The sequence below is a fragment of the Virgisporangium aliadipatigenens genome (genome assembly GCF_016863615.1).
In the GTDB taxonomy this organism is placed as follows: Bacteria; Actinomycetota; Actinomycetes; order Mycobacteriales; family Micromonosporaceae; genus Virgisporangium; species Virgisporangium aliadipatigenens.
The window spans coordinates 86,646-110,857 of sequence record NZ_BOPF01000010.1 but is presented as its reverse complement, the minus strand read 5'-3'; the positions used below and the strand labels follow the sequence as shown (position 1 = coordinate 110,857).

Sequence of the window (24,212 nt, the reverse complement as noted above, 5' to 3'; positions counted from 1 at the left end):
GCAGCCGGGGAGGGTTGCCCCCCGGTGCGTGCCCGGCGAGGATTCGGATGGGTCCAGAATGATCCGAACGACAAGCAGAAGGGTGCCCAGGATGGGAACGTCCGGTTCTTGGTACGTGGTCGGCATCGACAACGGCGGCACCTGCAACAACGCGACAGTGCTCGACGCCGGCGGAAAGTTCCTGGTGGACCGGCTGGTGGAGACGCCGAGCCGGGTGCTGGAGGGGCCCGAGATCGCGGTGGAGGCGCTCGCCGAGTCCTACGAGGGGATCCTCGCGCACACGAATCTCGACCCGTCGCAGGTGCGCGCCGTCGGGCTCGACACGCCCGGGCCGGCCAGCGCGGACGGGGTGATCTCCAACAAGGGTGCGACGAACTTCTCGATGCCGGCCTGGCACGGGTTCGACATCCGGGGTGCGCTCGCGGCGCGGCTGGGCAAGCCGGTGACGTACACGAACGACGCCAACGCCGCCGCGCTCTACGCCCACCACGCGCACTTCGGCGCCATCGCGTCGGAACGCTCCTCGGTCGCGGCCATCGTCGGCACCGGCCTCGGCGGCGGCGTGGTGGAGTCGGGGCGCGTGATCACCGGTTCGGCCGGGATGGCGGGCGAACTCGGCCACGTGCACATCCCGGTCGAGGGGATCCTGGCGGAGGGCCAGCCGGTGCCGCGGTGCAACTGCGGGTTCACCGCCGACGTGGAGAGCATCGCGTCGCTGACCGGCATCGTCAACAATCTCCTGCCGTACTGGCTGACCCGCTACCCGGACCACGAACTGGCCAAGGGCGTGCCGATCGGCAAGGCGGCCAAGCTGCTGCGCGGGTTCGGCGAGAAGGGCGACGAACTGGCGCTGAAGGTCTTCGAGCAGCAGGCGAAGGCGATCGGGCGGCTGTTCACGATCGCGGCCAACTTCAGCGACCCGCACGCGTACTTCGTGGGCGGCGGCGTGGTCGAGGCGGCCGCGGCGTTCCGGGACTGGTACCTGGCGAAGGTGCGGGAGAACACGCTGCTCCGGGACGAGCAGCGCGCGCTGAGCGTCTTCGCCCTGGTCCCCGACCTGGACATGGCCGGCGCCCGGGGTGCGGCGGTCGCGGCACTGGCGGCGACGCCCGCGACGTAGCGATCTGCTGCGCCGATCTTGCAGTTGTGGCTGCGACAAACCGGCCCGGGCTGGGTAATTCGGGCGCCACGACTGCAAGATCGCCGAGGAAACCCCGCGCGCGGACGCGACGGCGCGCGGACAATCCTTCGGCGTGACTACCGCCGCCGAACTCGTCGATGCCGCCGCCCTACTCAACCCCGCCGAACGGATGCGCCACGTCGCCACCACCGCGCCCCGGCTCGCGCCCGGGGCGTTGGCGGAGCTGGCCGCCGGGGACTGGTTCGCGCGGCGGTTGGGTGTGGTCGCGGCGGCCGCCGTCCGGGACGGGGCACATCTCGCGCGGGCCCTCGACGACCCGCTGACCCGGGCGCACGCGCTGGACTCGGCGAGCGTTCCCGAGGAGGCGATCGAACGGCTGGTGCGCGGCGGCTCGCTCGAGGGGCGGCGCGGCGCGTACCTGTGGCTGCGCAGGCACCGGCGCAGTGCGGTCGCCGACCGGCTGGTCGACGGCGTGATCGCGCGGTGGGGCGACACCGAGGGGGCCGCACTTCTTCCGGCGTGTTCCACCGACGTGGTCGCCGCCCGGCTGCCCGCGCTCGCGCACGCCGTCACGGGCTGGCGCGGGCTGGTGAGCCGGCATCCGGACGCGGTCGTCGCGCACGTGTCGCGGCACCTCGCGGCGCTGCCGCCGGCCGAGGCGTCCCGCTGGTTCGACCACTCGTCGGCCGCGCTCGGCGTCCTCGCGCGCTACCGGCCGGCGGACGTGCTCGGCTGGCTCGAACGGCACCGGCCCACCGGCACCCTGCCGTACCAGGTGCTCGTTGCGCTCGAACGGCTGCTCGCCGTGGACACCGTGCGCACCGTCGCCTACCTGCGCGGCGAACCGACCAGGCTGGCGCGGATGGGCGCGTTCGCGCGGCGGCGTTCCGTGCGGGAACGGCTCGCCACGCTGCCGGACGACGCGCTCGGCGGGCTGCTCGCCGCGTCCGGGCCGGCCGAGGGGCTCGTCGCGCAGGTGCTGCGCGGGCTGCCGCCGTCCCGCCGCGCGGCCGTCCTCGACATCGCCTACGCCGAACGGGACCGGGCGCGTGACGTTCTGCCCGACGCGGTCGTGCGGGTGCTGCCGCACGCGCGCCGGCACGCCGAGGCGCGGCGCATGCTCGCCCTGCCCGTCGTCGCCGCCGATCCGGCCACCCGCCTGTGGGCCGCTTCGCTGCTGCCGTTCGCCGAGGCGGAACCGCTGCTGGACGAGGCGGTGCGGGCCCGTTCCGCCGACGAGCGCGCGCTCGGCTACGGGCACCTGGTGCGCGCGGCAGCCGCGGAACGCGACCCGCGGGTGATCGTCGCCCTGCTCGACCGGCTCGGTCGGCTGCGCAACGAGCAGGATCCGGTGCGTTCGCACGTTCTGCGCGAACTGGCGAAGGTCGGGCCGGAGCTGTTCCCGGCGGAGTCGCGTCCGGGGCTGGACGCGCTGGTCACCGCGACCCTGGAGAGCCGCGACGCGTCGCACGCGTCGCGCAGCGCGCTGTTCGGGTTCGCCACGCGGATGCTCTGGCACCGCGCGGTGGAGCACGACGCCGGCCTGCTCGACTGGGCGCTGTCCACCGTCGCCGCGCTGGCCCGCCGGGGCGGCGGCACCTGGCACCCGACGCCGCTTCACCGGGTGCTGCGGCGCGGGCAGGAGCACGCCATGGTCGAACGGCTCCTCCCCTACCTGGAAGCCGACCTCGCGCGCGGCGAGACGGCCCCGCTCTTCGCCCTGGTGGGCCAGCTCGACCGGCGCGCCTGGAACGTTCCCGCGCTGATGGCCCTCCTCCCCCGCACGCTGGAGATCAAGCGGAACCCGCCGGTCGACCGGGCGTTGGCGCTGTGGCTCGCCCCGCCGCGCGGCCGGACCGACCGGGTGAGCGCACTGGTCGCCGACGAGCCCTCCCTGATCGCGAACTGGCACGTGCTGCGCTGCGTGGTGCGCCGCCGGCCGGATCTGCTGGAGGAGTACGCGCTGTCGGGGCGGGCGCCGCGCGGGCGGTTCGCGCCGAGCGGCCGTTGGGTGCCCAGGGTCGGCCGGCGGGATCTGCTCGGTTGGGCGCCGCGGCAGGTGACGACGTTCGCCCGACTGCTCGACGAGGAGATCGCGGACCGCAAGGTCAACGACTGGCAGCGCGCGACGTCGGCCCGGCTGCGGGTGGCGGTGCCCGGGACGGACCCGGCGGCGACCCCGCTCGTCGACCACCCCGAGGTGCTGATCGCGGAGGCGGCGCTGACCGGCCTGCCCGACGGCGACGACCCGGCGGCGGCGCTGCCGGTCCTGCTCGCGCGCGCGGACGGCGACCGGGCACGGGTGACGCTGTACGCGGCGTCCCGCTGCGCCCGCGACGTCGACCCGGCGCGCCTCGCCGCCCTGCTCGGTGACCTGCTCGCGAACGCCCCCAAGGTGACCGCCCGCAAGGAGGCCGCGCGGCTGCTGTCCACGCTGCGCGTGCCGGGTGCCGCGGACGCGCTGCTCGCCGCCCTCGAACGCCCCGACCAGCACCGCGACGTGCGGGCCGCGGTGATCGGCGCGCTGCGCGGCTGGCCGGACGACCCGCGCGTGTGGCCGGTGCTCGACGCCGCCGCGACCGGGGACCGGCACGTGGCGAGCGCGCTGCTCGGGGCGGCGCCGGAGGGCCTGCCGGAGGCGCATCGGCGGCGGTACGCGGGGATCGCGGTGGCGCTCGCCGGGCATCCGGCCGAGCAGGTGGCGGTCGAGGGGCTGCGCCGGCTCCCGGCCTGGGCACCGTGGACGGCCCGGGTGGATGTCGCGGGTGTGTTGCGCGGCGCGCTGCTGGACCGCAAGGGCGAGGTGTGGCGCGCGGCCGCGTCCGCCGCCGCCGACCCGCGCACCTGGACCGCGCTGCCGGAACTCCCCGCCGATCTCGTGCGGGCGCTGCTGGCGCGGGCCGCCGACGACGTGGACGCGAAGGCCAAGCGGGACCGCCCCGCGCGGCAGCGGCTGTTCGGCCTCCTCGAGGAGCTGATCTCCGCCGTGGGCCGGGCCCGCGCGCACGCCGCGCCGCTGCGCCCGATCGTCGAGTCGCTCGCCACCGACCCCACCCTGGTGCCGGACGCGGCGGAGCTGTCCGTCGCGCTCCTGGCCCGTGACGATCTGGTCGAACGTCTTCCGGCGCTGGCCACCCTCGTCGTGAACCACCCGGCCGCGGCCGCCTCGGTGGCGGAGGACCTGGCGGAACGCTTCGCCGACGAGCCGGACGCCGCCGAGGCCGCACTGGCGGCGCTGGCCGGCCGGGACGACCGCGCGGCGGGCCTGTTCGCGGTGGCCCTCGTCGAACTGGGCGGCGACGACGCCGGCTGGTCGAAGCCCTGGCGACGGCGCCTGCGCGCGCTGCGCACGCATGCCGATCCGGAGGTGCGCATCGCCGCGCTCGAGGTCTGGACAGCCGAGGAGTAACCGAACAGGTTGTAACAATCCGCGTATTGTCTGGTGACACATGTGCCATTAGCGTCGGTCGGGTAGCCGCCCCGCGCGAGGAGGTTCCCATGCCGGAGTCCGCTGCCTTCCGCGACGATCGGGCCCACGTGTTCCACTCGTGGTCGGCCCAGCGGGCGCTCGCTCCGGCGGTGGTGGCCGGCGGCGAGGGCGCCTGGTTCTGGGACGAGGCCGGCAGGCGCTACCTCGACTTCTCGTCGCAACTGGTCAACCTCAACCTCGGCCACCAGCACCCGACCGTGGTGCGGGCGATTCAGGAGCAGGCGGCGACGCTGTGCACGGTCGCGCCGACGTTCGCCAACCCGGCGCGCAGCGAGGCCGCCCGGCTCATCGCCGAGATCGCGCCGGGCGACCTGCGGCACGTGTTCTTCACCAACGGCGGCACCGAGGCCAACGAGCACGCCGTCCGGATGGCCCGGCACACCACCGGCCGACACAAGATCCTCGCGGCGTACCGGTCGTACCACGGCGCGACGACCGGTTCGATCACGCTCACCGGCGATCCGCGGCGCTGGCCCAACGAGCCGGCCATGCCCGGTGTGGTGCGCTTCTTCGGGCCCTACGCCTACCGGTCGGCGTTCCACGCCTCGTCGGAGGAGCAGGAGGGCGAGCGCGCGCTCGCGCACCTCGAGGAGGTGTTCACGCTCGAAGGGGCGCACACGATCGCCGCCGTCATCCTGGAGCCGGTCGTCGGCACCAACGGCATCCTCGTGCCGCCGGACGGCTACCTCCGGGGCGTGCGCGAGCTGTGCGACCGGCACGGCGTGCTGCTGATCGCCGACGAGGTGATGAGCGGGTTCGGCCGCTGCGGCGAGTGGTTCGCCGTCGACCGGTGGGGCGTGGTGCCGGACCTGATCACGTTCGCCAAGGGGGTCAACTCGGGCTACGTGCCGCTCGGCGGCGTGGTCCTGGGGCCGCGGGTGTACGAGACGTTCGCGCAGGCGCCGTATCCGGGCGGGCTCACCTACTCCGGGCACCCGCTCGCGTGCGCGGCGGCGGTCGCCGCGATCACCGTCATGCGGGACGAACAGGTCAACGCGACCGTGCGCCGGCTCGGCGAGGAGGTGGTGCGCCCGCGCCTGGCGAAGCTGCAGGAGCGGCACCCGTCCGTCGGCGAGGTGCGCGGGCTGGGCCTGTTCTGGGCGATCGAGCTCGTGCGGGACCGCGACACGCGGGAGATGCTGGTGCCGTACAACGCCTCGGGTGCCGCCGCCGCGCCGATGGCCGAGGTCGCGGCCGCCTGCAAGGAACGCGGGCTGTGGCCGTTCACCCACTTCAACCGGGTGCACGTGGTGCCGCCGTGCGTCACGTCGGCGGAGGATCTGGCGCTGGGGCTGGACATCCTCGACGACGCGCTGGACGCGGCGGACAGGTACTACACGGGCGTCTGAGGCCCGCTCAGGCGATCAGCAGGCGGACGATCGCCACGACGCCGACGACCACGATGAGCGCGCGCAGGACGTTCTGCGGGAGGCGGCGGCCGTAGCGCGCGCCGAGCAGTCCGCCGGCCGTCGAACCGACCGCGATTAGGATCGCCGGCAGCCACGCCACCTCGGCCACCAGCACGAACACCACCGCCGCGACGGCGTTGACCACGCCGGCGAGGACGTTCTTGATGGCGTTCGCCTCCTGGAGATCGGTCGTGTACATCGTGCCGAGCAGGCCGATCAGCAGAACGCCCTGCGCCGCCCCGAAGTAGCCGCCGTAGATGCCCCCGCCGTAGACCCCGAGCAGCAGCAACGGCCCGACGTGCCGCACCCGCGCCGCGGCACCCCCCGGCACGGCCTGCGGGGCGGCCCGCCCGGGCGCGCCCGCGGGCTGCAGGGCGGCACGCTCGGCCAGCCGCTTGGAGAGCCGGGGCTGCAGCACCACCATCACGAGCGCGATGCCGAGCAGCACCGGCACGATCGCCTTGAACGCCGCCGCCGGCAGGTACAGCAGCAGGATCGCCCCGGTGAGGCCGCCGAGCGTGGACGCCACGGCCAGCCGCAGCACCACCGGACCCAGCCCGGTGAGCTTCTCCCGGTACCCGTAAGCCCCCGACGCCGAACCGGGCACCAGGCCCACGTTGTTGGAGACGTTGGCGAGCACGGGTGGATAGCCGAACGCCAACAGCGTCGGAAAGGTCACCAGCGTGCCGGAGCCGACCACCGCGTTCATACCCCCGGCGACCACCCCGGCCAGCAGGACGGCGAGTGCTTCTACGAGGTTCACGACCGGCGGGGTCCCATGTTCACGAGCGTAATGGCCGGTTCTCCGGCCCGCCTCCGACAGTGGCGATTGCCACCGCCCGGCGGTACGGCCGGCCGCCGGTAGCGCGCCGCCGGCCGGTGGGCCACCCGCACCACCGCATCGATGATTGCGCCTCGGTCGATGTCCGGCCGACGATGAGGCATGTCGATGAGACGCACCCCCACGGCGGTTGTCGCCGCCACCCTGGTGGGCCTGCTCGGAGTACCCGGCGCCGCACACGCCACGGGCTCCGGCCGGTCCCCCGACATCACCCTGCTGTCGAGCCCTCTCCCGCACGTCGTCACCGGCGGGCAGGCGCTGCTGCGGGTGACGCCCCCTCGTGGCGTTCCCTCGAAAAGCCTGAAGGTGACGGTCGAACGCCGGGACGTGACCGCCGCATTCGTGGCGCAGCCGGACGGCTCCCGGATCGGGCTCGTCGGCGGGCTCCGGCTCGGCGCCTCGACGGTGCGGGTCGCCGCGCCGCGCGGCGGCACCGACGCGCTCACGCTCGTCAACCACCCGGCGGACGGCCCGGTCTTCAGCGGCCCGCAGCAGCAGCCGTTCGCCTGCGAGACGACCGCGTTCGGGCTCGACCCCGCCACCGGGCCCGGCTGCGAGGCGCCCACCCGAGTGTCCTATGTGTACAGGAACACGGCCGGCGCGTTCGTCCCGCTGACCGACCCGGCCGCACGGCCCGCCGACCTGTCATCGGCCACAGTGGAGGGTCGCGCCGTCCCCTACGTCGTGCGGGTCGAACGCGGCGTCATCGACCGCGCAGTCTACGAGATCGCGGCCCTGCACGACGGCACCGACCCCTCGCCGACCAGGGCACACGGCGCCTGGAACCGGCGGCTGGTGTACACGTTCGGCGGCGGCTGCAACGTCGGATACCACCAGGGCGCCGGCACCGGCGGCGTGCTCAACCCGCTCTTCCTCGGCCGGGGCTACGCCGTCGCGTCGTCCAGCCTGAACGTCCTGGACAACAACTGCAGCACCGTCATCTCCGCCGAGGTGGCGATGATGGTGAAGGAACACTTCGTCGAGACCTACGGCCCGGCGGCGCACACGATCGGCTGGGGCGGCTCCGGCGGGGCCATCCAGCAGTACGGCATCGCCGACAATTACCCCGGCATCCTCGACGGCATCATCCCGCAGATCTCCTACCCCGACGCCACCACCAACAGCCCGACGGTCGGCGACTGCCGGCTGCTCAACCGCTGGTTCGCGGCGCATCCGGGCGCGTTCACGCCGGCGCAGATGAACGCCGTCTCCGGCTTCCGTTCCTTCGGCACGTGCGTCAACTGGGATTTGGCGTTCGCGAGCCGGGGCAACGCCACCGAGGCCTGCCCGCCGGCGCTGCCGGTCGAGTGGCGCTACCACCCGGTGACCAACCCGGGCGGCATCCCGTGCACCGCCGCCGAACAGATGGTCAACCAGCTCGGCCGCGATCCGCGCACCGGGTTCGCGCGGTCCTATGTGGACAGTACCGGCGTGCAGTACGGGCTGGCCGCGCTCAACGCCGGCACGATCACGCCGGCGCAGTTCGTGCAGCTGAACGAGTCCGTCGGCGGGTACGACCCGGCCGGCAACCAGGTGGCCGCGCGCAACGTGGCGGACCCGTTCGCGCTGGTGCGGGTGTACCGGTCCGGGCTGGCCGTCGCCGGAACGGGCGGCCTCGCGACGACTCCGGTCATCGACTACCGGGCATACACCGACGCCGTGAACGACATCCACACGCGGTCGTGGTCGTTCACGATGCGGCAGCGGCTGATCGACGCGCACGGGGACGCGGGGACGCAGGTGCTCCTGACGTCGGCGCTGACCACGGGCTCCGCCGACCCGAACGCCTACGTCCTGTCCGCCATGGACCGCTGGCTGACGGCCCTGGGTCCCGGACATCGGACCCGCGGCCGCGTCGTCCGCGCCAGGCCGGCCGAGCTGGGCGACGGCTGCTGGACCCCGGAGGGCGCCTTCGTCGCCGAGCCCGCCGTGTACCAGGGCCCGGGGACGTGCAACACCCTGTACCCGGCCTTCGGCGACACCCGGATCGCCGCCGGCGCCCCAATCCGCGACAACGCCCTGAAGTGCCACCTGAAGCCCTTCGACCCCGGCGACTACCGGGTCACGTTCACCCCGGCCGAGCAGACCCGCCTCCGCACGACCTTCCCGCACGGCGTCTGCGACTGGACCCGCCCCGGGGTCGGCCAGGTCCGTCCGGCCGGCGTCTGGCAGCACTACTAGAGCCCGCCGATCTTGCAGTTGTGGTGCCCGACCTGCCCACCGCGGGCCGGTTTTGTCGCAGCCACAACTGCAAGATCGGCGGAACGGCCTACGCGCCGCCGGCGTTGAGCGTGACCTGCTTCGGGGTGAAGCCCGCGCCCTGCACGTCGACGCCGGCGGACTTCGCCTGGTCGAGCGCCTTCTGGACGTACTCGTTGGTGTACGCCGTGCCGTCGGGCTTCTTCGTGAGGACCGTCTTGCCGTCCTGGTTCTTCGTGCTCATGGACAGGTCGACCGTGCGCTGCCAGTCGGCCTCGTCGACCAGGCCGATCCCCTTGGTGCTGGGCCAGATGAGCTTGCTGGTCTCGTTCATCTGCCAGAGCTGGTGGCTGGCGCCGAGCTTCGAACCCTTCGCCACCACCAGATCCCGGCACGCCTCCGCGTTGTCGCGGCAGAACGCCCAGCCCTTGATCGTGCCGGCGAGGAATTTCACCGTCGTGTCCTGATAGGACTTGTCCTTGAGGCGTTCGGTGCTGGCCCAGACCGCGTCCTGGAGCATCGCCGTGCCGACCTTGTTCCAGTCGATGACGGTGAAGTCGGCCGGCGTGTACAGCTTGCCGGTGGCCGGGTTGGTCGCCTCCAGCAGCTGGGCGTACTCGTTGTAGCTCATCGCCTGGGCCGCGTCGATGTCGCCGCGCAGCAGGGCCTGCATGTCGAACTGCTGCTGGACCAGCGTCACGTCCTTACCGGGGTCGAGGCCGGCCTTCGTCATGCCGGCGAAGAGTTCGAACTCGTTGCCGAAGCCCCAGTTGCCGACCTTCTTTCCCTTCAGGTCGCCGGGTGAGTTGATGCCCTTGTTGGCGAACGACACCTGGTAGGAACCGCTGCGCGCGAAGAACTGCCCGACGTCGGTGATCTGCGCGCCCTGTTCCCGGGAGGCCAACGCCTTCGGCACCCACGCGACGGCGTAGTCCGCGCGCCCCTGCGCCAGCACGGTCTGCGGCACGATGTCGACGCCGCCCTCGAGCAGCTCGACCTTGAGCCCCTGCTCGGTGTAGAAGCCCTTCTCGACAGCGGCGATGTACCCGGCGAACTGCGCCTGGTAGAACCACTGGAGCTGGAGCTTGACGGTGGTCACACCGTCCTTTGTGGACGTTCCGCCGGGGTCGTCGGCGGTGCCACAGGCACTGATCAGGAGTAGAGCCGCGAGGGGAAGAGCGAGACGTCTCAAGGGGACCTCCAGGGCATCGAGAGGCGTTCGGCCACGAGGGTGACCAGGTAGAACAGGAGACCGAGCAGGCACGCACCGACCACGTACGCCCACGCGCGCGGGTACGCCGTGAACGCCGCCGCCGACGTGATCCGCGAACCGAGCCCGTCCTGGAGTCCGCCGAAGTACTCCGAGACGACGGCCGCGATGACGGCGAGCGATGATGCCTGTCGCAGCCCGGTGAAGAGGAACGGCAGCGCACCCGGCAGCCGCACCAGCCGCGCGACGGTCCACCCGGACGCGGCGTAGCTGTCCATCAGTTCCCGGTGGACGGGTTGAATTTCGCGCAGCCCACGCAGCGTGTTGACGAACACCGGGAAGAACACCACGATGCCCACCACCACCCGGCGCGGGATGCTGCTGGTCGACTCGAACATGTTGTTGAGGATCGGGGCGAGCGCGATGATCGGCAGGGCGTTCAGCAGCGCGGCCACCGGGACGGACACCTCGGCGAGGAGCCGCACGCGGGCGGCCACCAGCGCCGCGAGCACCGCCGCCGCGGCACCGAACGCCAGTCCCACCAACGCATTGGCGCCGCTGGCGAGGCCGGCCCGCCACACGACCTCCCGGTCGAGCCAGAACTGTTCGCCGATCGCCGACGGCGCCGGCAGGATGAACGGCGCGATCCGTCCGACCTTCACGGAGATCTCCCACAGCCCCAGGCCGACGATGCCGACGAGCAGCGGTGGGAAGACCGTGCGGAGCCACCTCATGTGTCGGCCGTGACGGCGGTGGGCGTGCCCCGCAACGCTTTTCGGACCTTCGTCACCGCGGTGAAGAAGCCGGCCGACTGACGGGTCGCCTCGGTGCGTGGGCCGAGGTCGACGGGGATGACGTCGGTGATCCGCCCGGGCCGCGCCGACATGACGACGACGAGGTCCGACAGGAACACCGCTTCCGGTATGGAGTGCGTGACGAAGACCGTGCTGGTCTCCGTCTTCGCGCAGACCGCGAGCAGTTCCGCCTGCAGGCGTTCGCGCGTCATCTCGTCGAGCGCACCGAAGGGCTCGTCCATCAACAGCAGCTTCGGGTGAACGGCCAACGCGCGCGCGATCGCCACCCGTTGCTGCATCCCGCCCGACAGTTGGGCGGGATAGTGCGCGGCGAAGTCCGACAGGCCGACGAGCGCGAGCATCTCGTCCGCCCGTTCGCGACGGCGCTGCCTCGGAATCTTGCGCAGTTCGAGGGGGAGTTCGACGTTGCGCCGCACGGTGCGCCAGTCGAAGAGGCCGGCCTGCTGGAAGGCGATGCCGTACTCCTGGTCCAGCCGGGCCCGGCGGGCGGGTTTGCCGGCGACCGTGACGCTGCCGGCGGTCGGTGCGGTCAGGTCGGCGATCAGCCGCAGCAGGGTGCTCTTGCCGCAGCCGGACGGTCCGATGAGGGAGACGAACTGTCCACTCTCGACGGTCAGGTCCACATCGGACAGTGCGACCACCTCGTCGTTCCGGCCCGCGTTGAAGACCTTCCGCACTCCCTGGACAGAGACCGCCGTCATGGGAGAAGCACCTTTCGCCGGTGACGGGTGAGCGGAAACTCGAGTGCGGCAACGGCTCCGGCGACCACGAGGCCGAGCAGGGCCGCGCCGAGCATCGCCGTGTACACCTTCGCCGGATCCGTGGTGGCCTCCCGGGAGTACTCGATGACGAGCCGGCCGATGCCGCCCCGCGTTCCCGTGGAAATCTCTCCGACGACCGCGCCCACGACGGCGGCGGCACCGGCCAGGCGCAGGGCCGGGAAGAGATAGGGCGTCGCCGCCGGCAGGCGGAGCTTGAGCAGCGTGCGCCACCAGCCGGCCGCGTAGCTGCGCATCAGCTCGACGCCCGCGGGCGACGGCGACTGGAGGCCGCGCAGCATGCCCACCGCCACGGGGAAGAACGCGAGATACGCCGCGATCATCGACACCGACATCCACGCCGGCCAGATCCGCCCGCCCCAGCCCGCCACCAGCGGCGCGAGCGCCACCAGCGGGACGGTCTGGGACAGCACCACCCACGGCAGCAGCCCGCGCTCGGCGACCCGGAACCGCTGCATCAGCACGGCGAGCAGCAGCCCGACGAGCGCGCCGACGAGAAACCCGACGGTCGTGATGCCCAGGGTGAACAGGCACGCGTCCACGAGCACCTGCCACACGGGACGGCCGCCGGCCAGCTCCGGCCGGGCGAGCCGACGCACCACGTCCAGCACATGCGGCATGGCCGCGTCGTCGGAGCGCGGCAGGATCCGCACCCCGGCGACGACCGTGCCGTCCGGATCGCCCACCGCCTTGTAGGACTCCCAGGCGACGATGCCCAGGAGCACGGCGGCGAGCGCACCCAGAACCTTCCTCATGAGAAATGCGGAATCACGTCAGACCCGTAGGCCGCGAGGGTCTCGTCCTTCGCGTCGTGCTGCAGGTAGAGCGCGAACTGGTCGACGCCCAGGTCGCGCAGCTCCTCCAGGCGTTTGACGTGCTGTTCGACCGGGCCGAGGATGCAGAACCGGTCCACCACCTCGTCGGGGACGAAGTCGGTGTGCGTGTTGCCGGCCCGGCCGTGTTCGGCGTAGTCGTAGCCGCGGCGTCCGGCGATGTAGTCGGTCAGCACCTGGGGCACCGCCCCGCCGGAGGAGCCGTAGCGCGCCACGATGTCGGCGACGTGGTTGCCGACCATGCCGCCGAACCAGCGGGTCTGCTCCCGTTGGTGCGTCAGGTCGTCGCCGACGTAGGCCGGGGCGGCGACACAGAACCGGATCGCCGCGGGATCCCGCCCGGCCTTCTCCGCGGCGGCGCGCACCGCCCCGATCATCCAGGCCGCGATGTCCGGGTCGGCCAGTTGGAGGATGTACCCGTCGCCGACCTCTCCGGTGAGCGCCAACGCCTTGGGCCCGTAGGCCGCCACCCACACCTCCAGGCGGCTGTCGCCGGCCCATTCGAAGCGGAGCCGCCTGTCCCGCAGCGTCACCTCCCGGCCGTTGGCGAGTTCGCGGATGACGCCGACGCACTCGCGCAGTTCGGCCAGGGTGGTGGGGCGGCTGCCGAGCACGCGCACCGCCGAGTCGCCCCGCCCGATGCCGCAGACCGTCCGGTTGCCGTAGAGGTCGTTCAGCGTGGCGAAGAGGGACGCCGTCACCGTCCAGTCCCTTGTGGACGGATTGGTGACCATCGGCCCGACGACGACCCGTTCGGTCTCGGCGAGGATCTTGCTGTAGATGACGAACGGCTCCTGCCACAGCACGTGCGAGTCGAACGTCCACACGTGGCTGAAGCCCGCCGCCTCCGCGCGTTTCGACAGGTCGATCAGCGAGGAGGCCGGTGGGTCGCACTGGAACACCACACCGAAGTCCACTGTGGAATCACCTCACTTTCGGGAAGCCGAGGTCGACCTGGCTGGTGGCCGGGTCGGGCCAGCGCGAGGTGACCACCTTGGTCCGGGTGTAGAACTGCAGCCCCTCGGGCCCGTACATGTGCAGGTCGCCGAAGAGGGAGGCCTTCCAGCCGCCGAAGCTGTAGTACGCCACGGGAACCGGGATCGGCACGTTGACGCCCACCATCCCGCACACCGCGTCGTACTGGAACCGTCGCGCCGCCCCGCCGTCCCGGGTGAAGATGGCGGTGCCGTTGCCGAACGGGTTGCTGTTCACCAGGTGCAGCGCCTCGTCGTAGGTGTCGACGCGCACCACCGACAGCACCGGCCCGAAGATCTCGTCGGTGTAGAACGGCGACTCCGGCGTCACGTTGTCCACAAGGGACGGTGCGAGGAAGAACCCCGGCCCGCCGCTGATGTCGGCGGTGCGCCCGTCGACCACCACGTCGGCGCCGGAGGAGTCCAGATAGCCGGCCACCCGGTCGCGGTGTTCGCCGGTGATGAGCGGGCCCATCTCGGCATCGGGGTCGGAAGCCGGCCCCACCCTGATCTTCTCGATGCGTTCGGCGATGGCCGGCACCAACTCGTCCCCCGCGGTGCCGACGGCGACCACCACGGAGACGGCCATGCAGCGCTCCCCCGCCGAACCGTAGCCGGCCGACACGGCGGCGTCGGCGGCCGCCGGGATGTCGGCGTCGGGCAGCACGACCATGTGGTTCTTCGCGCCGCCGAGGGCCTGCACGCGCTTGCCCGCGCGGGTCCCGTGTTCGTAGATGTGCCGCGCCACCGGGGTCGAACCGACGAAGCTGACCGCCTCGATGTCCGGGTGCGCGAGGATCGCCTCGACGGCCTCCTTGCCGCCCTGCACCACGTTGAACACGCCGTCCGGCAGCCCCGCCTGGCGCAGCAGGTCGGCCAGGAGCAACGACACCGACGGGTCCTTCTCGCTCGGCTTGAGCAGGAAGGCGTTCCCGGCGACGAGCGCGTTGCAGAACATCCACATCGGCACCATCGCCGGGAAGTTGAACGGCGTGATGCCGGCGACGACGCCGAGCGGCTGCAGGATCGAGTACACGTCCACGCCGCCGGCGGCCTGTTCGCTGTACCCGCCCTTGAGCAGGTGCGGCGCCCCGCACGCGAACTCGACGTTCTCCAGGCCGCGCGCCAACTCGCCACCGGCGTCGGCCACCGTCTTGCCGTGCTCGGCGGAGACCAGGGAGGCGATCTCCTTCCGGTTGGCGTCCACCAGTTCCCGGAAACGGAACATCACCTCGGCGCGCCGGGAGAGCGACGCGGCCCGCCAGGCCGGGAACGCCTTGCGGCAGGACGCCACCGCACTGTCCACTTCGGACGCCGTCGCGGCGACCACCTCGGCCTGTTGCTCACCGGTCGCGGGATCCCACACGGGCAGCCGGTGCGTCCCCTTGCCGGAGACGGCCTGCCCGTCGATCCAGTGCTTCACCTCTCGCATGAGAGGACCCCTTCCTAGAGCAGGTAGTCGCTGAGCCCGCGGCGCAGGTACTGCCCGTGGCCCTTGCGTCCGTGGTAGTTGCCGTCGCCGTCGACCACGACCGTGCCGCGGGACAGGACGGTGTGCACCCGGCCGGCGATCTCGTAGCCCTCCCACGCGGAGTGGTCCATGTTCATGTGGTGCGTGTCGACGCCGATCCGGGTGGTGCCGGCCGGGTCGTACAGGACGATGTCGGCGTCGGACCCCGGCGCGATGACGCCCTTGCGCGGGTACAGCCCGAACATCCGGGCCGGCGTCGTGGCGATCGTCTCCACCCAGCGCGCCAGCGACAGCTGCTTGTCGACGACGCCCTGGTACACGAGGTCCACCCGGTGCTCCACGCCGCCGATCCCGTTGGGGATCTTCGAGAAGTCCCCGCGCCCCAGTTCCTTCTGGTCCTTGAAGCAGAACGGGCAGTGGTCGGTCGACACGACGGCCAGGTCGTTGCTGCGCAGACCCTTCCAGAGGTCCGCGCGGTGCGGCTCGTGCTTGGAGCGCAGCGGCGTCGAGCAGACCCACTTGGCCCCCTCGAACCCGGGCGCGCCGAGCTGGTCCTCCAGCGTCAGGTATAGGTACTGCGGGCAGGTCTCGGCGAACACGTTGCGCCCGGCGTCCCGGGCCGCCGCGACCTCTTCGAGGGCCTGACTCGCCGAGAGGTGAACGATGTACAGCGGGCAGTCCCGGGCGACCTCGGCCAGCCGGATGGCCCGCGAGGTGGCCTCCGCCTCCAGGGCCTGCGGGCGGGTGATGCCGTGGTGGATCGGATCGGTCTCGCCCCGGGCCAGCGCCTGCTGCACGAGAACGTCGATCGCGATGCCGTTCTCGGCGTGCATCATGATCACGGCGCCGTTGTCCCGCGCGCGCTGCATCGCCCGCAGGATCTGCCCGTCGTCGCTGTAGAAGACGCCCGGGTAGGCCATGAACAGCTTGAAGCTGGTGATGCCCTCGTCGGCGACGAGCTGGTCCATCGCCTTGAGCGAGTCGTCGTCGACCCCACCCAGGATCATGTGGAACGCGTAGTCGACGTGGCAGTTGCCTTCGGCCTTGCCGTGCCAGGCCGCGAGGCCGTCCTGCACCACCTCACCGGTGCGCTGCACCGCGAAGTCGACGATGGTGGTGGTGCCGCCGAAGGCGGCGGCCCGGGTGCCGGTGTCGAAGGTGTCGGAGGCGAAGGTGCCGCCGAACGGCAGTTCCATATGGGTGTGCGCGTCGACGGCGCCGGGGATGACGTACTTGCCGGTGGCGTCGATGGTCTCGACGTCGGCGGGGCCGCGGCCCGGCGCGAAGAGGGCGGCGATCTTCTCGCCCTCGACGAGCACGTCGGCGGCGTAAGGACCGGCCGAACCGATAACCGTGCCGTTAACAATTAACAAAGTAGTCACGGGGCGACCAGCCCTCCGTACGACTCGGGACGGCGGTCCCGGTAGAACTGCCACCGGTCGCGCACCTCTTCGAGCAGCCCGAAGTCGAGGTCCCGCACGATCAGCTCGGGATTGTGCGCGTCGCCCACCTCGCCGACGAACTTGCCCTCCGGGTCCACGAAGTACGAGGTGCCGTAGAAGTCGTTGTCGCCCAGGTCCTCGATGCCGGTGCGGTTGATCGCCCCGATGAAGTACTCGTTGGCGACGGCGGAGGCGGGCTGTTCGAGCTTCCACAGGTACGCCGAGAGGCCGCGCGACGTGGCGGACGGGTTGAAGACGAGCTGCGCGCCGGCGAGCCCGAGCGCCCGCCAGCCCTCGGGGAAGTGCCGGTCGTAGCAGATGTACACGCCGACCTTGCCGACCGCCGTGTCGAAGACGGGATACCCGAGGTTGCCGGGACGGAAGTAGAACTTCTCCCAGAAGCCCTTCACCTGGGGAATGTGGTGCTTGCGGTACTTGCCGAGATAGCGGCCGTCCGCGTCGAGCACGGCGGCGGTGTTGTACAGCACGCCGGGCTGTTCCTGCTCGTACATCGGCAGGATCATCACCATGCCGAGCTCCGCGGCGAGTGCCTGGAAGCGTTCGGTGGTGGGGCCGGGGATGCTCTCGGCGTAGGAGTAGAACTCCTTCTCCTGCACCTGGCAGAAGTACGGGCCGTAGAAGAGTTCCTGGAAGCAGATCACCTTGGCGCCCTGTGCGGCCGCCTGGCGGGCGTACTCCTCATGCGCCTTGATCATCGATTCTTTGTCGCCGGTCCAGTTGGTCTGGACGATGGCGGCACGGACGATTCCTGTCATGGCCGTCCCCTCGGGTCCACATTGTGTTTTGCGGTCCGGATGGCGTAGGACTTTAATGACACAACCCTAGGCGGACAACGCTTCGTTTGTTACATGCTGTTTTCAGAAGACTCTGCGTTTCGGAGAAATTACGGTGCTCTCCCTGATCACCAAGGCCGTCGACGACCGGAGCGCACGCGGCATCGCCGCCGCCGTCAGCCGCCTGGTCACCACCGGGGATCTCCCCGCCGGTACCCGCCTGCCGACCGTTCGCGCCGTCGCGCGGGAGCTGGGCATCAGCCCCACCACGGTCAGCGAGGCGTGGCGTTCGCTCGCGCGGGCCGGCGCGATCCAGACGCGCGGGCGGTCCGGGACGTTCGTGCGCACGCCGGCCGTGCCGCGGCAGCGGCTGCGCTTCGCGGCCGTCACGCCGCGGCCCACGACGCTGCCGCGGGACTTCTCCACCGGTGTGCCCGATCACGACCTGCTGCCCGACCTGGCCGCGCTGCTCGGCCGGGTGGGCGACTCGCGCCTGACGACGAGCTATCTCGACGAGCCCGTGCTGCCGGCCCTCGAGGAGGTGCTGCGGGCGCGGTGGCCGTTCCCGCCGGATCGGCTGACCGTCGTCGACGGTGCGCTGGACGCGCTCGACCGGATCACCTCCGCCACCGTGCGCTTCGGGGATCACGTGCTGGTCGAGGATCCGGCGTTCCCCCCGATGCTGGACCTGCTCGACGCGGTCGGCGCCACCGTCGTCGGCGTCCCGGTCGACGGACAGGGGATGCGCCCCGACGCGCTCCGCGCGGCGCTGACGGCGCACTCGCCGGTCGCGGTCTTCCTGCAGCCGCGCGCGCACAACCCGACCGGGGCGAGCATGGGCGCGGCCCGCGCGGCCGAGCTGGCCGAGGTGCTGCGGGGCCACCCCGGCACGCTCGTGATCGAGGACGACCACGCCGGCGACATCGCCACCGCCCCGCCGGTCAGCCTCGGACTCCGGCTGCCCGAGCGGACCGTCCACGTCCTCAGCTTCTCCAAGAGCCACGGCCCCGACCTGCGCCTGGCCGCGATCGGCGGTCCCGGCGACCTGATCACGCTCATCACCGACCGCCGGCTGCTCGGCCCGGGCTGGTCGTCCCGCCTGCTCCAGGCCGTCCTGGTCGAGCTGCTGACCGACCCCGCCACCGTCGAGCGCATTTCCTTCGCGCGAACGTCGTACGAGCACCGCCGCAGCTCGCTCCTGACGGCCCTGTCGGCGCGGGGTGCCCGGGCGAGCGCCGACGACGGCATCAACCTGTGGCTGGAGGTCGCCAACCAGCAGGTGGCGCTGCTCTCGCTCGCGGCCCACGGGATCGCCGTCGCGCCGGGTGCGCCGTTCGAGGTGAGCCCGTCGGGGACCGACCATCTGCGCATCACGGTCGGGCTGGTCCGCGACGGCTTCGACGAACTGGCACAGGTGCTCGCGGAGGCCGCCGGCACTGCCGAGGGCGGCAGCGGCCGGCGGGGCGACGGTCATCCACGCGGCTGGCGATAGGCCCTCGCTCCCCTAATAGATCATGTACGGATCCGAAGCGGCGATCAGAAGCCTGGCGTCGAGCGACGCGGCGACATCGGACCCACGGTTGGCCGCCAGCGTCGCGGAATCACCGTCAGCGACGACGACGACAAGAAGGCCCAGGGTGTCCGTCAGGCACTTGTCGCACTCCGGCGAGGACGGCGTCGTGATCACTCCGGACGGCTGGGGCACGGCGTACGACTTCGTCCCGGGCCCGCCGGACTCGAGTGCGAACAGCGGAAAGTAGGTCCAGCTTCCGCCGACCTTCAACTGTCGGTACACGGCCCAGTAGGTATGGCCCTGCGGCGCCGGGCTGCACACCTCGACCTCCGCCGCCCGCGGGGCGTCGAACGACCGGATCCGGACCGGCCAACGGCCACAACGGCCCAGGTCCGTGGTGGAGGGGGCAGTCGCGGGAAGCGCCGCCGGAGTGGCGGAACTTCCACCGGGCCGCTCGCCTCGGGGCGCTGCCGTCAACCATCCGGCGAAGGTCATACTGCCGCCGTAAGCCAGCACGACGGCCACCACAGCGGCGGCGGCCCCGATCCACCATCGGCCGGAACTGCGCATGGAGGGCCTGGTCGAAACCGGGTCCACGGTGATCGTTCCCGGTCCGGCACCCCTCGGTGGGCGGGCCCGGTGCTTCGCGGACGCCCGCAGTCGGAGTTTCGCCGGCCGCGCGCCCGCGGTGTCCGCCGACGGGTCGATACCGACCCGCTCCGCGACGAGAATCAGCCATCGATCCTCCTCCGTCGCGATCGAGGAGGCGGCGGCGATTGCCTTTTCGAGTCCGTCGGCCATCGGCCTGAGGCCTTCGGTGTCGTCGACGGAACTGAGCAGAAATGCGGCCGTGGCGAGGAGCAGTTGGAGCAACACCCCACGCGGCTCGTCCGGGTCGACGGGCTCGACCGTGCGCACCGCACGGAAAACGAATTCCAGGTCGCCTCGGGCCAGCGCCTCCGCGCAGAAATTCATGAGCTGGTCGATCGCCGCCCCGCCGTCCACATGAACCAGATGACGCAGGCAGCGAAGTGCGGCGTCAAAATCGGTTTCGGCCTCGCGTGCGTTTGCCTGACGCGCGTAGAAATCGGCCGCGGCCCGATGCGTCTCCGCGGCGTCGGCCGGATCGCATTCAGCGGCGATGAGATCCTTGAGGCCCGGGTTGACCCGGTATCGCTGGGGCACCGTTTGCGGAAGCCACTCGACGACGACGGAGTCGAGAAGGTCCGCCGCGCATTCCCCGGAATCGCCCGAAACGGCCGCGATCAACGCATCGTCGAACTCACCGAGGATCGCCAACCGCAGCACCAGGTTTCGCTCGGTGCCGGAGAACCCCGCCAGACATGCTTCCCGCACCGCCGCCTGCGACATGAGGGTCACGGACACTTCCATTCAAGACATTTGAGCCCCGCCAGGATCCCGCCGATGTCCGCGGGGTTGCCCTGTCCGACAAAGCACAGCGCCCCGGCGACGGCTTCCAACGTCGTGGGCGGATAGGTGGCCGCGAGCGCGCGCATCCAGTCGGCCACGTGCTTCGACCGGAACGGCGGCAGTTGCAGCACCGTCGCACGGCCCTGAGAGTCGGTCAGCCGTCTCGTCTCGCGCCCGGCGACGACGAGCACAAGTCGCGGCACCGTCATCAGGCGGGGCACGAACACCTGGGGCAGCCATGAGCGGCACTCCTCCCCGACCCTGTCGTAGCTGTCGACCAGGATCAGCGTGGACTTCCTGCAATCCGCCTGTAGGTCCGCCACCAGCTGTTCCAGCAGGATCTCGCGCCGGCTGACGGCATCCTGATAGGAGTTGGAGGAGATCCGTAGAGAGGTCTGCCGCAGGCGCACCCGACGGATGTCGACCCTGGGCGGAGCCACCAGCTCCTCCAGGCGCATGGCGTACTTGTCCGTTCGGATGCCGACGGCACGCAATTGAGCGGCGAGCGCGCTGAGGATCGAGTCGATGGACGTCAGGCCCTCGAGATCTATCCGCACGCGCCGCGCATCGATAGATTCGTTCTGCAGAAGCTCGATCTGCATGGCCGTCTTTCCCATGTTCTCGCCGGCCTCGACGGCGATGAAGTGCGCCGCCGGATCTTTTCGTCCGAGCACTTCGCGAATGCTGCCCAGCTCCGCGGTCCGGTTGATGTGCAGGGCCATCAGGGACGCCGGTCCTCTCTTCCGGGGCCGCCGGCGTCGGTGTCGTTCTCGACGCGGACGACGCTGTCCACGAACTCGTTCGAGGTCAGCTCCACCGTTGCTCCGGAGGTTGTCCGAACCTCGGAATTGCGCAAGCCGTTCCGTCGCATGAGAAGATTTCGCCTCGGGCGCGGCACGATTCCGGGCCCGTCGAGGTCGACACGCGAGCCGAAAATCTTGATGCCGACACGACCCGGCCGGCGCCGCACCGCGAGAACAACAAGGATCATCGCCACGACTGCCACGATCGCAATGAACAGTGGGAGCAGGTCAGCCAACATCAACTTTTCCCATCAGGCAGCGGATATCCGCGAAGGTAGGGCGTCCGACAGGAATCCGGAAGCGGAGCGCACAACTATGGGAAACACGTTGTCCGGGTCCGGCCAAATGGCGAGCGGGGGTGCGCTTTCTCGTTAACCCGATCGACGGAGAAGGCGAGCCGGGTCCGGTAACCGACGACCCGACGGCTCGGACGGGCTTGACATACTCACATGTCGTGGTGATCTCGCGGCGCTGGGCCGCCTTCCTGATCCTGTTCGGCGCGTGGAACTGGCTGATCTGGCCCCGGTTCGCGGTGGCCGTCTGGAAGGACGACCGGGCCTGGTCCGGCGACACCCCGACGAGCTTCCTCTGGGTGCACGCGCTGTTGATCGTCGCCTCACTGACGTTCGGCACCGCCGTCGCCGTGCTCGGCCTGCGGGCCTGGCGCCGCGCGGTGCGCAACTAGCAGTGCAGCCCGGAAAACTAAGGGTTTGATCACACCCTGCGACCGAGGTGTGGACGTACGGCACGGTGCCGTTTATGGTGCTACCACTCCCGTGGCATAGGGGTACATCGCATGCCCCCGAAAAAGGGATCGGCCGAACGGGTGATCCACTCGGTGACACCCGAACGACAAGGTCACACCCCGGATTCCCGATAGGGAAAACCCGCGCTGCGCGCATTACTGTCGGCCAATGCCGACCGGGAACGTCCAGTCGAGCCGTTTGGGGGAGCGGCTCAGAGCAGCGCGAGAACGAGCGTTCGTGGGACGACGCACGGAGCTTTCCGTGTTCCGCGACGCCCTCGACGACGCGGGCCAGACGATAGCCGCGATATTCCTGCACGGCCCCGGCGGAATCGGGAAATCCGCACTCCTACAGCGCTACGCCGACGAGGCGCGCGACCGCGGCCGGACCGTGGTGGAGCTGGACGGCCGGGCGATCAGTCCGACGCCGGCGGCGTTCCGCGAGGCTGCCGGCGACGCGCTCACCGACGACCGGACCGTGCTCCTGGTCGACGGCTTCGAGCACTGCCAGGGGCTGGAGTTGTGGCTGCGGGACCGGTTCCTGCCGCGGTTGCCGGTGGGTGTGCTCGTGGTGCTGGCCGGGCGGCGGCCACCGGACCTGGGCTGGCAGTCCGACGCCGGCTGGGCCGAGGCGTTGTGCGTGCTGCGGCTGACCGAACTGGACCGCGACGACGCCGTGGAGCTGCTCGAACGCCGCGACGTCCCGGCCGAGGCGCACAAGCCGGTGCTGCGGTTCACCAGCGGCCACCCGTTGGCGCTGTGCCTGGCGGCCGAGTCCGCCGGGCGCTCCGGCACGTGGTCGCCGGACCGGTACATGGTGGAGACGCTGCTCGCCCGGATGGTCGGCGAGCCGCCGTCCGCGGCGCACCGGCGGGCGCTGGAGGTCTGCGCGCACGCCCACACCACCACCGAGGATCTGCTGCGCTCGGTGCTGCCGGACGACGCCGGCACGCTGTTCGCCTGGCTGCGGCGGCTGCCGTTCATCGACTCGGGGCGGCACGGGCTGTTCCCGACCGGCGCCGCCCGCGAGGCGATCGACACCGACCTGCGCTGGCGCGATCCGCACGGCTACCGGGCGTTGCACGACACGATCCGTTCGCACGTCATCGAGCGGATCCGGGACGCGCCCGAGGCCGGTGTGCTGCCGGCGGCGACGGCGTTCTGCTATCTCAACCGGCGGGGCGGCGTCATCTCGCGCTTCATCACGTACACCCGGATCGGGGAGTTCGTGGAGTGCCGATACCTGCCCGAGGATCGCGCCGACGTGCTGCGCCTGGCGCTGTCCGCGGAGGGTCCGGCCTCCGCCGCGCTCGTCGAGTTCTGGTTGGAACGCCAACCCGAGGGCTTCTGGGTGCACAAGCGCGCCGACACCGGCGAGGTCGTCGGCTTCATGGGCCAGCTGCGCTCGGCGCACTGCTCCACGGAGGAACTGTCGGCCGATCCCGTCGTCGCCGCGGCGTGGGCGCACTGTCGCGCGGCGGGGCCGGTGCGCAGCGGCGAGACGATCACGATCACCAGGTTCCTGGTGGCGGCCGGCTCCTACATGCGGCCGTCGCCCGTGATGGACATGATGCTCTGGCGCGTCGTCGCGGGCTGGGTGCGCGACGAACGGGTGGCGTGGTCGTTCGCGGCGATGGCGGATCCGGAGTACTGGGAGCCGCTGATGGCCTACACCGACCAGCAGCTGGTGCAGCGCTGCCGGCCAGAGGTCGGCGGCCGGGCGTACGGGATCTTCGCGCACGACTGGCGGGTGACGCCGCCGGACCGGTGGCTGGCGGTGGGTGCGCTGCAGGCGCTGTTCGGCCCGCGGGCGATGCCGAAGATCGGCGCGGGGCTGGAGCTCACGGTGCTGGCGCGCGGGGAGTTCGACACGGCGGTGCGCGACGCGTTGCGGGCGTGGCGCCAGCCGGACCTGCTCGCCACGAACCCGTTGGCCCGCAGCCGGCTGGTGACCGACCAGGCGGACGGCTCCCCGGCCGAGCGGCTGCGCGCCGCGCTGAACGAGGCCGTGGACGGGATGCGGGACGACCCGCGGGAGGCCAAGCTGCACCGCGCGGTGGTCGCCACGTACCGCCAGGGCGCGCCGACCCAGGAGGCCGCGGCCGAGCGACTGGGACTGCCGTTCAGCACGTACCGCCGGCATTTGGCCGCCGGCGTCGAACGGATCTGTGAACGTCTGTGGGATCGGGAGCTGCGGGGGCCCGCCTCCGAAGCAGGTTCATAACCGCACAATTCATACATGTAAGGCCGTGGAGCCCAGCTCCGCGGCCTTCTTGCTGTGCCCGTTCAGGGAAATCGACGCCAAACTTGGCCTTGACGGCC

At 71.4% G+C, this 24,212-nt stretch carries 19 protein-coding genes; 7 read left to right on the top strand and 12 right to left on the bottom strand.

What is annotated here, in order from left to right:
* The first annotated feature begins 91 nt into the window (after positions 1–91).
* The 3 genes from Val02_RS16310 (at position 92) to Val02_RS16300 (ending at position 5,980) form a co-directional block, all read left to right on the top strand.
* Entirely contained in the window at positions 92–1,120 is a 1,029-nt protein-coding gene (locus Val02_RS16310; protein ID WP_203899923.1) for an ROK family protein, read from the top strand.
* 133 nt (positions 1,121–1,253) lie between these two features.
* On the top strand, positions 1,254–4,550 hold the full coding sequence (locus Val02_RS16305) for a hypothetical protein (RefSeq protein WP_203899922.1): 3,297 nt from the start codon (positions 1,254–1,256) through the stop codon (positions 4,548–4,550).
* Between the two features lie 89 nt (positions 4,551–4,639).
* Positions 4,640–5,980: an aspartate aminotransferase family protein gene (locus Val02_RS16300; RefSeq protein ID WP_203899921.1), complete on the top strand. Its 1,341-nt coding sequence runs from the start codon at positions 4,640–4,642 to the stop codon at positions 5,978–5,980.
* A gap of 7 nt (positions 5,981–5,987) precedes the next feature.
* On the opposite strand, the gene Val02_RS16295 is transcribed toward Val02_RS16300, so the two are convergent.
* On the bottom strand, positions 5,988–6,803 hold the full coding sequence (locus tag Val02_RS16295; RefSeq protein WP_239152997.1) for a sulfite exporter TauE/SafE family protein: 816 nt from the start codon (positions 6,801–6,803) through the stop codon (positions 5,988–5,990).
* A 186-nt stretch (positions 6,804–6,989) separates the two neighbouring features.
* On the opposite strand from Val02_RS16295, the gene Val02_RS16290 reads away from it, so the two are divergent.
* The gene (locus Val02_RS16290; protein ID WP_203899920.1) at positions 6,990–9,062 is read left to right on the top strand and encodes a DUF6351 family protein; all 2,073 of its coding nucleotides are present in this window, start codon (positions 6,990–6,992) and stop codon (positions 9,060–9,062) included.
* Between the two features lie 88 nt (positions 9,063–9,150).
* Here the strand turns inward: Val02_RS16290 and Val02_RS16285 are convergent, their stop codons facing one another.
* The 8 genes from Val02_RS16285 to Val02_RS16250 are packed head-to-tail and all read right to left on the bottom strand — an operon-like array spanning position 9,151 to position 17,380.
* On the bottom strand, positions 9,151–10,272 hold the full coding sequence (locus tag Val02_RS16285) for an ABC transporter substrate-binding protein (RefSeq protein WP_203899919.1): 1,122 nt from the start codon (positions 10,270–10,272) through the stop codon (positions 9,151–9,153).
* Positions 10,269–11,024, bottom strand: coding sequence for an ABC transporter permease (locus Val02_RS16280; protein WP_203899918.1), 756 nt, complete (start codon positions 11,022–11,024; stop codon positions 10,269–10,271). The genes Val02_RS16285 and Val02_RS16280 overlap by 4 nt, the downstream gene beginning before the upstream one ends.
* Positions 11,021–11,806 carry an ABC transporter ATP-binding protein gene (locus Val02_RS16275; RefSeq protein ID WP_203899917.1) on the bottom strand — a complete coding sequence of 262 codons (786 nt, stop codon included), beginning with the start codon at positions 11,804–11,806 and terminating at the stop codon, positions 11,021–11,023. The genes Val02_RS16280 and Val02_RS16275 overlap by 4 nt, the downstream gene beginning before the upstream one ends.
* Positions 11,803–12,639: an ABC transporter permease gene (locus tag Val02_RS16270; protein ID WP_203899916.1), complete on the bottom strand. Its 837-nt coding sequence runs from the start codon at positions 12,637–12,639 to the stop codon at positions 11,803–11,805. The genes Val02_RS16275 and Val02_RS16270 overlap by 4 nt, the downstream gene beginning before the upstream one ends.
* Positions 12,636–13,634 (bottom strand): TIGR03842 family LLM class F420-dependent oxidoreductase, encoded by a 999-nt coding sequence (locus Val02_RS16265; RefSeq protein ID WP_203899915.1) that lies wholly within the window; start codon positions 13,632–13,634, stop codon positions 12,636–12,638. The genes Val02_RS16270 and Val02_RS16265 overlap by 4 nt, the downstream gene beginning before the upstream one ends.
* Positions 13,635–13,641: 7 nt before the next feature.
* Complete coding sequence (locus Val02_RS16260; RefSeq protein WP_203899914.1) at positions 13,642–15,123, bottom strand: CoA-acylating methylmalonate-semialdehyde dehydrogenase; 1,482 nt, start codon at positions 15,121–15,123, stop codon at positions 13,642–13,644.
* Between the two features lie 14 nt (positions 15,124–15,137).
* The gene (hydA, locus tag Val02_RS16255; RefSeq protein ID WP_203899913.1) at positions 15,138–16,544 is read right to left on the bottom strand and encodes a dihydropyrimidinase; all 1,407 of its coding nucleotides are present in this window, start codon (positions 16,542–16,544) and stop codon (positions 15,138–15,140) included.
* Complete coding sequence (locus Val02_RS16250) at positions 16,541–17,380, bottom strand: nitrilase-related carbon-nitrogen hydrolase (RefSeq protein WP_203899912.1); 840 nt, start codon at positions 17,378–17,380, stop codon at positions 16,541–16,543. Before Val02_RS16250 ends, hydA begins: the two co-directional genes overlap by 4 nt.
* 133 nt (positions 17,381–17,513) lie before the next feature.
* On the opposite strand from Val02_RS16250, the gene Val02_RS16245 reads away from it, so the two are divergent.
* A complete protein-coding gene (locus tag Val02_RS16245) occupies positions 17,514–18,890 on the top strand; it encodes an aminotransferase-like domain-containing protein (RefSeq protein ID WP_203899911.1) in 1,377 nt (458 codons plus the stop codon).
* Between the two features lie 12 nt (positions 18,891–18,902).
* On the opposite strand, the gene Val02_RS16240 is transcribed toward Val02_RS16245, so the two are convergent.
* Genes Val02_RS16240 through Val02_RS16230 form a run of 3 tightly spaced genes read right to left on the bottom strand, consistent with a single transcriptional unit; the run spans position 18,903 to position 21,384 of the window.
* Complete coding sequence (locus Val02_RS16240) at positions 18,903–20,291, bottom strand: hypothetical protein (RefSeq protein WP_203899910.1); 1,389 nt, start codon at positions 20,289–20,291, stop codon at positions 18,903–18,905.
* Complete coding sequence (locus Val02_RS16235) at positions 20,288–21,064, bottom strand: hypothetical protein (RefSeq protein ID WP_203899909.1); 777 nt, start codon at positions 21,062–21,064, stop codon at positions 20,288–20,290. The genes Val02_RS16240 and Val02_RS16235 overlap by 4 nt, the downstream gene beginning before the upstream one ends.
* The gene (locus tag Val02_RS16230) at positions 21,064–21,384 is read right to left on the bottom strand and encodes a hypothetical protein (protein ID WP_203899908.1); all 321 of its coding nucleotides are present in this window, start codon (positions 21,382–21,384) and stop codon (positions 21,064–21,066) included. The genes Val02_RS16235 and Val02_RS16230 overlap by 1 nt, the downstream gene beginning before the upstream one ends.
* A 215-nt stretch (positions 21,385–21,599) precedes the next feature.
* Between Val02_RS16230 and Val02_RS16225 the strand changes: the two genes are divergently transcribed.
* Together Val02_RS16225 and Val02_RS16220 are read left to right on the top strand one after the other, a co-directional pair.
* Complete coding sequence (locus tag Val02_RS16225; RefSeq protein WP_203899907.1) at positions 21,600–21,830, top strand: SCO4848 family membrane protein; 231 nt, start codon at positions 21,600–21,602, stop codon at positions 21,828–21,830.
* Positions 21,831–22,128: 298 nt separating this feature from the next.
* On the top strand, positions 22,129–24,114 hold the full coding sequence (locus Val02_RS16220; protein WP_203899906.1) for an ATP-binding protein: 1,986 nt from the start codon (positions 22,129–22,131) through the stop codon (positions 24,112–24,114).
* The last annotated feature ends 98 nt before the right edge of the window (positions 24,115–24,212 follow it).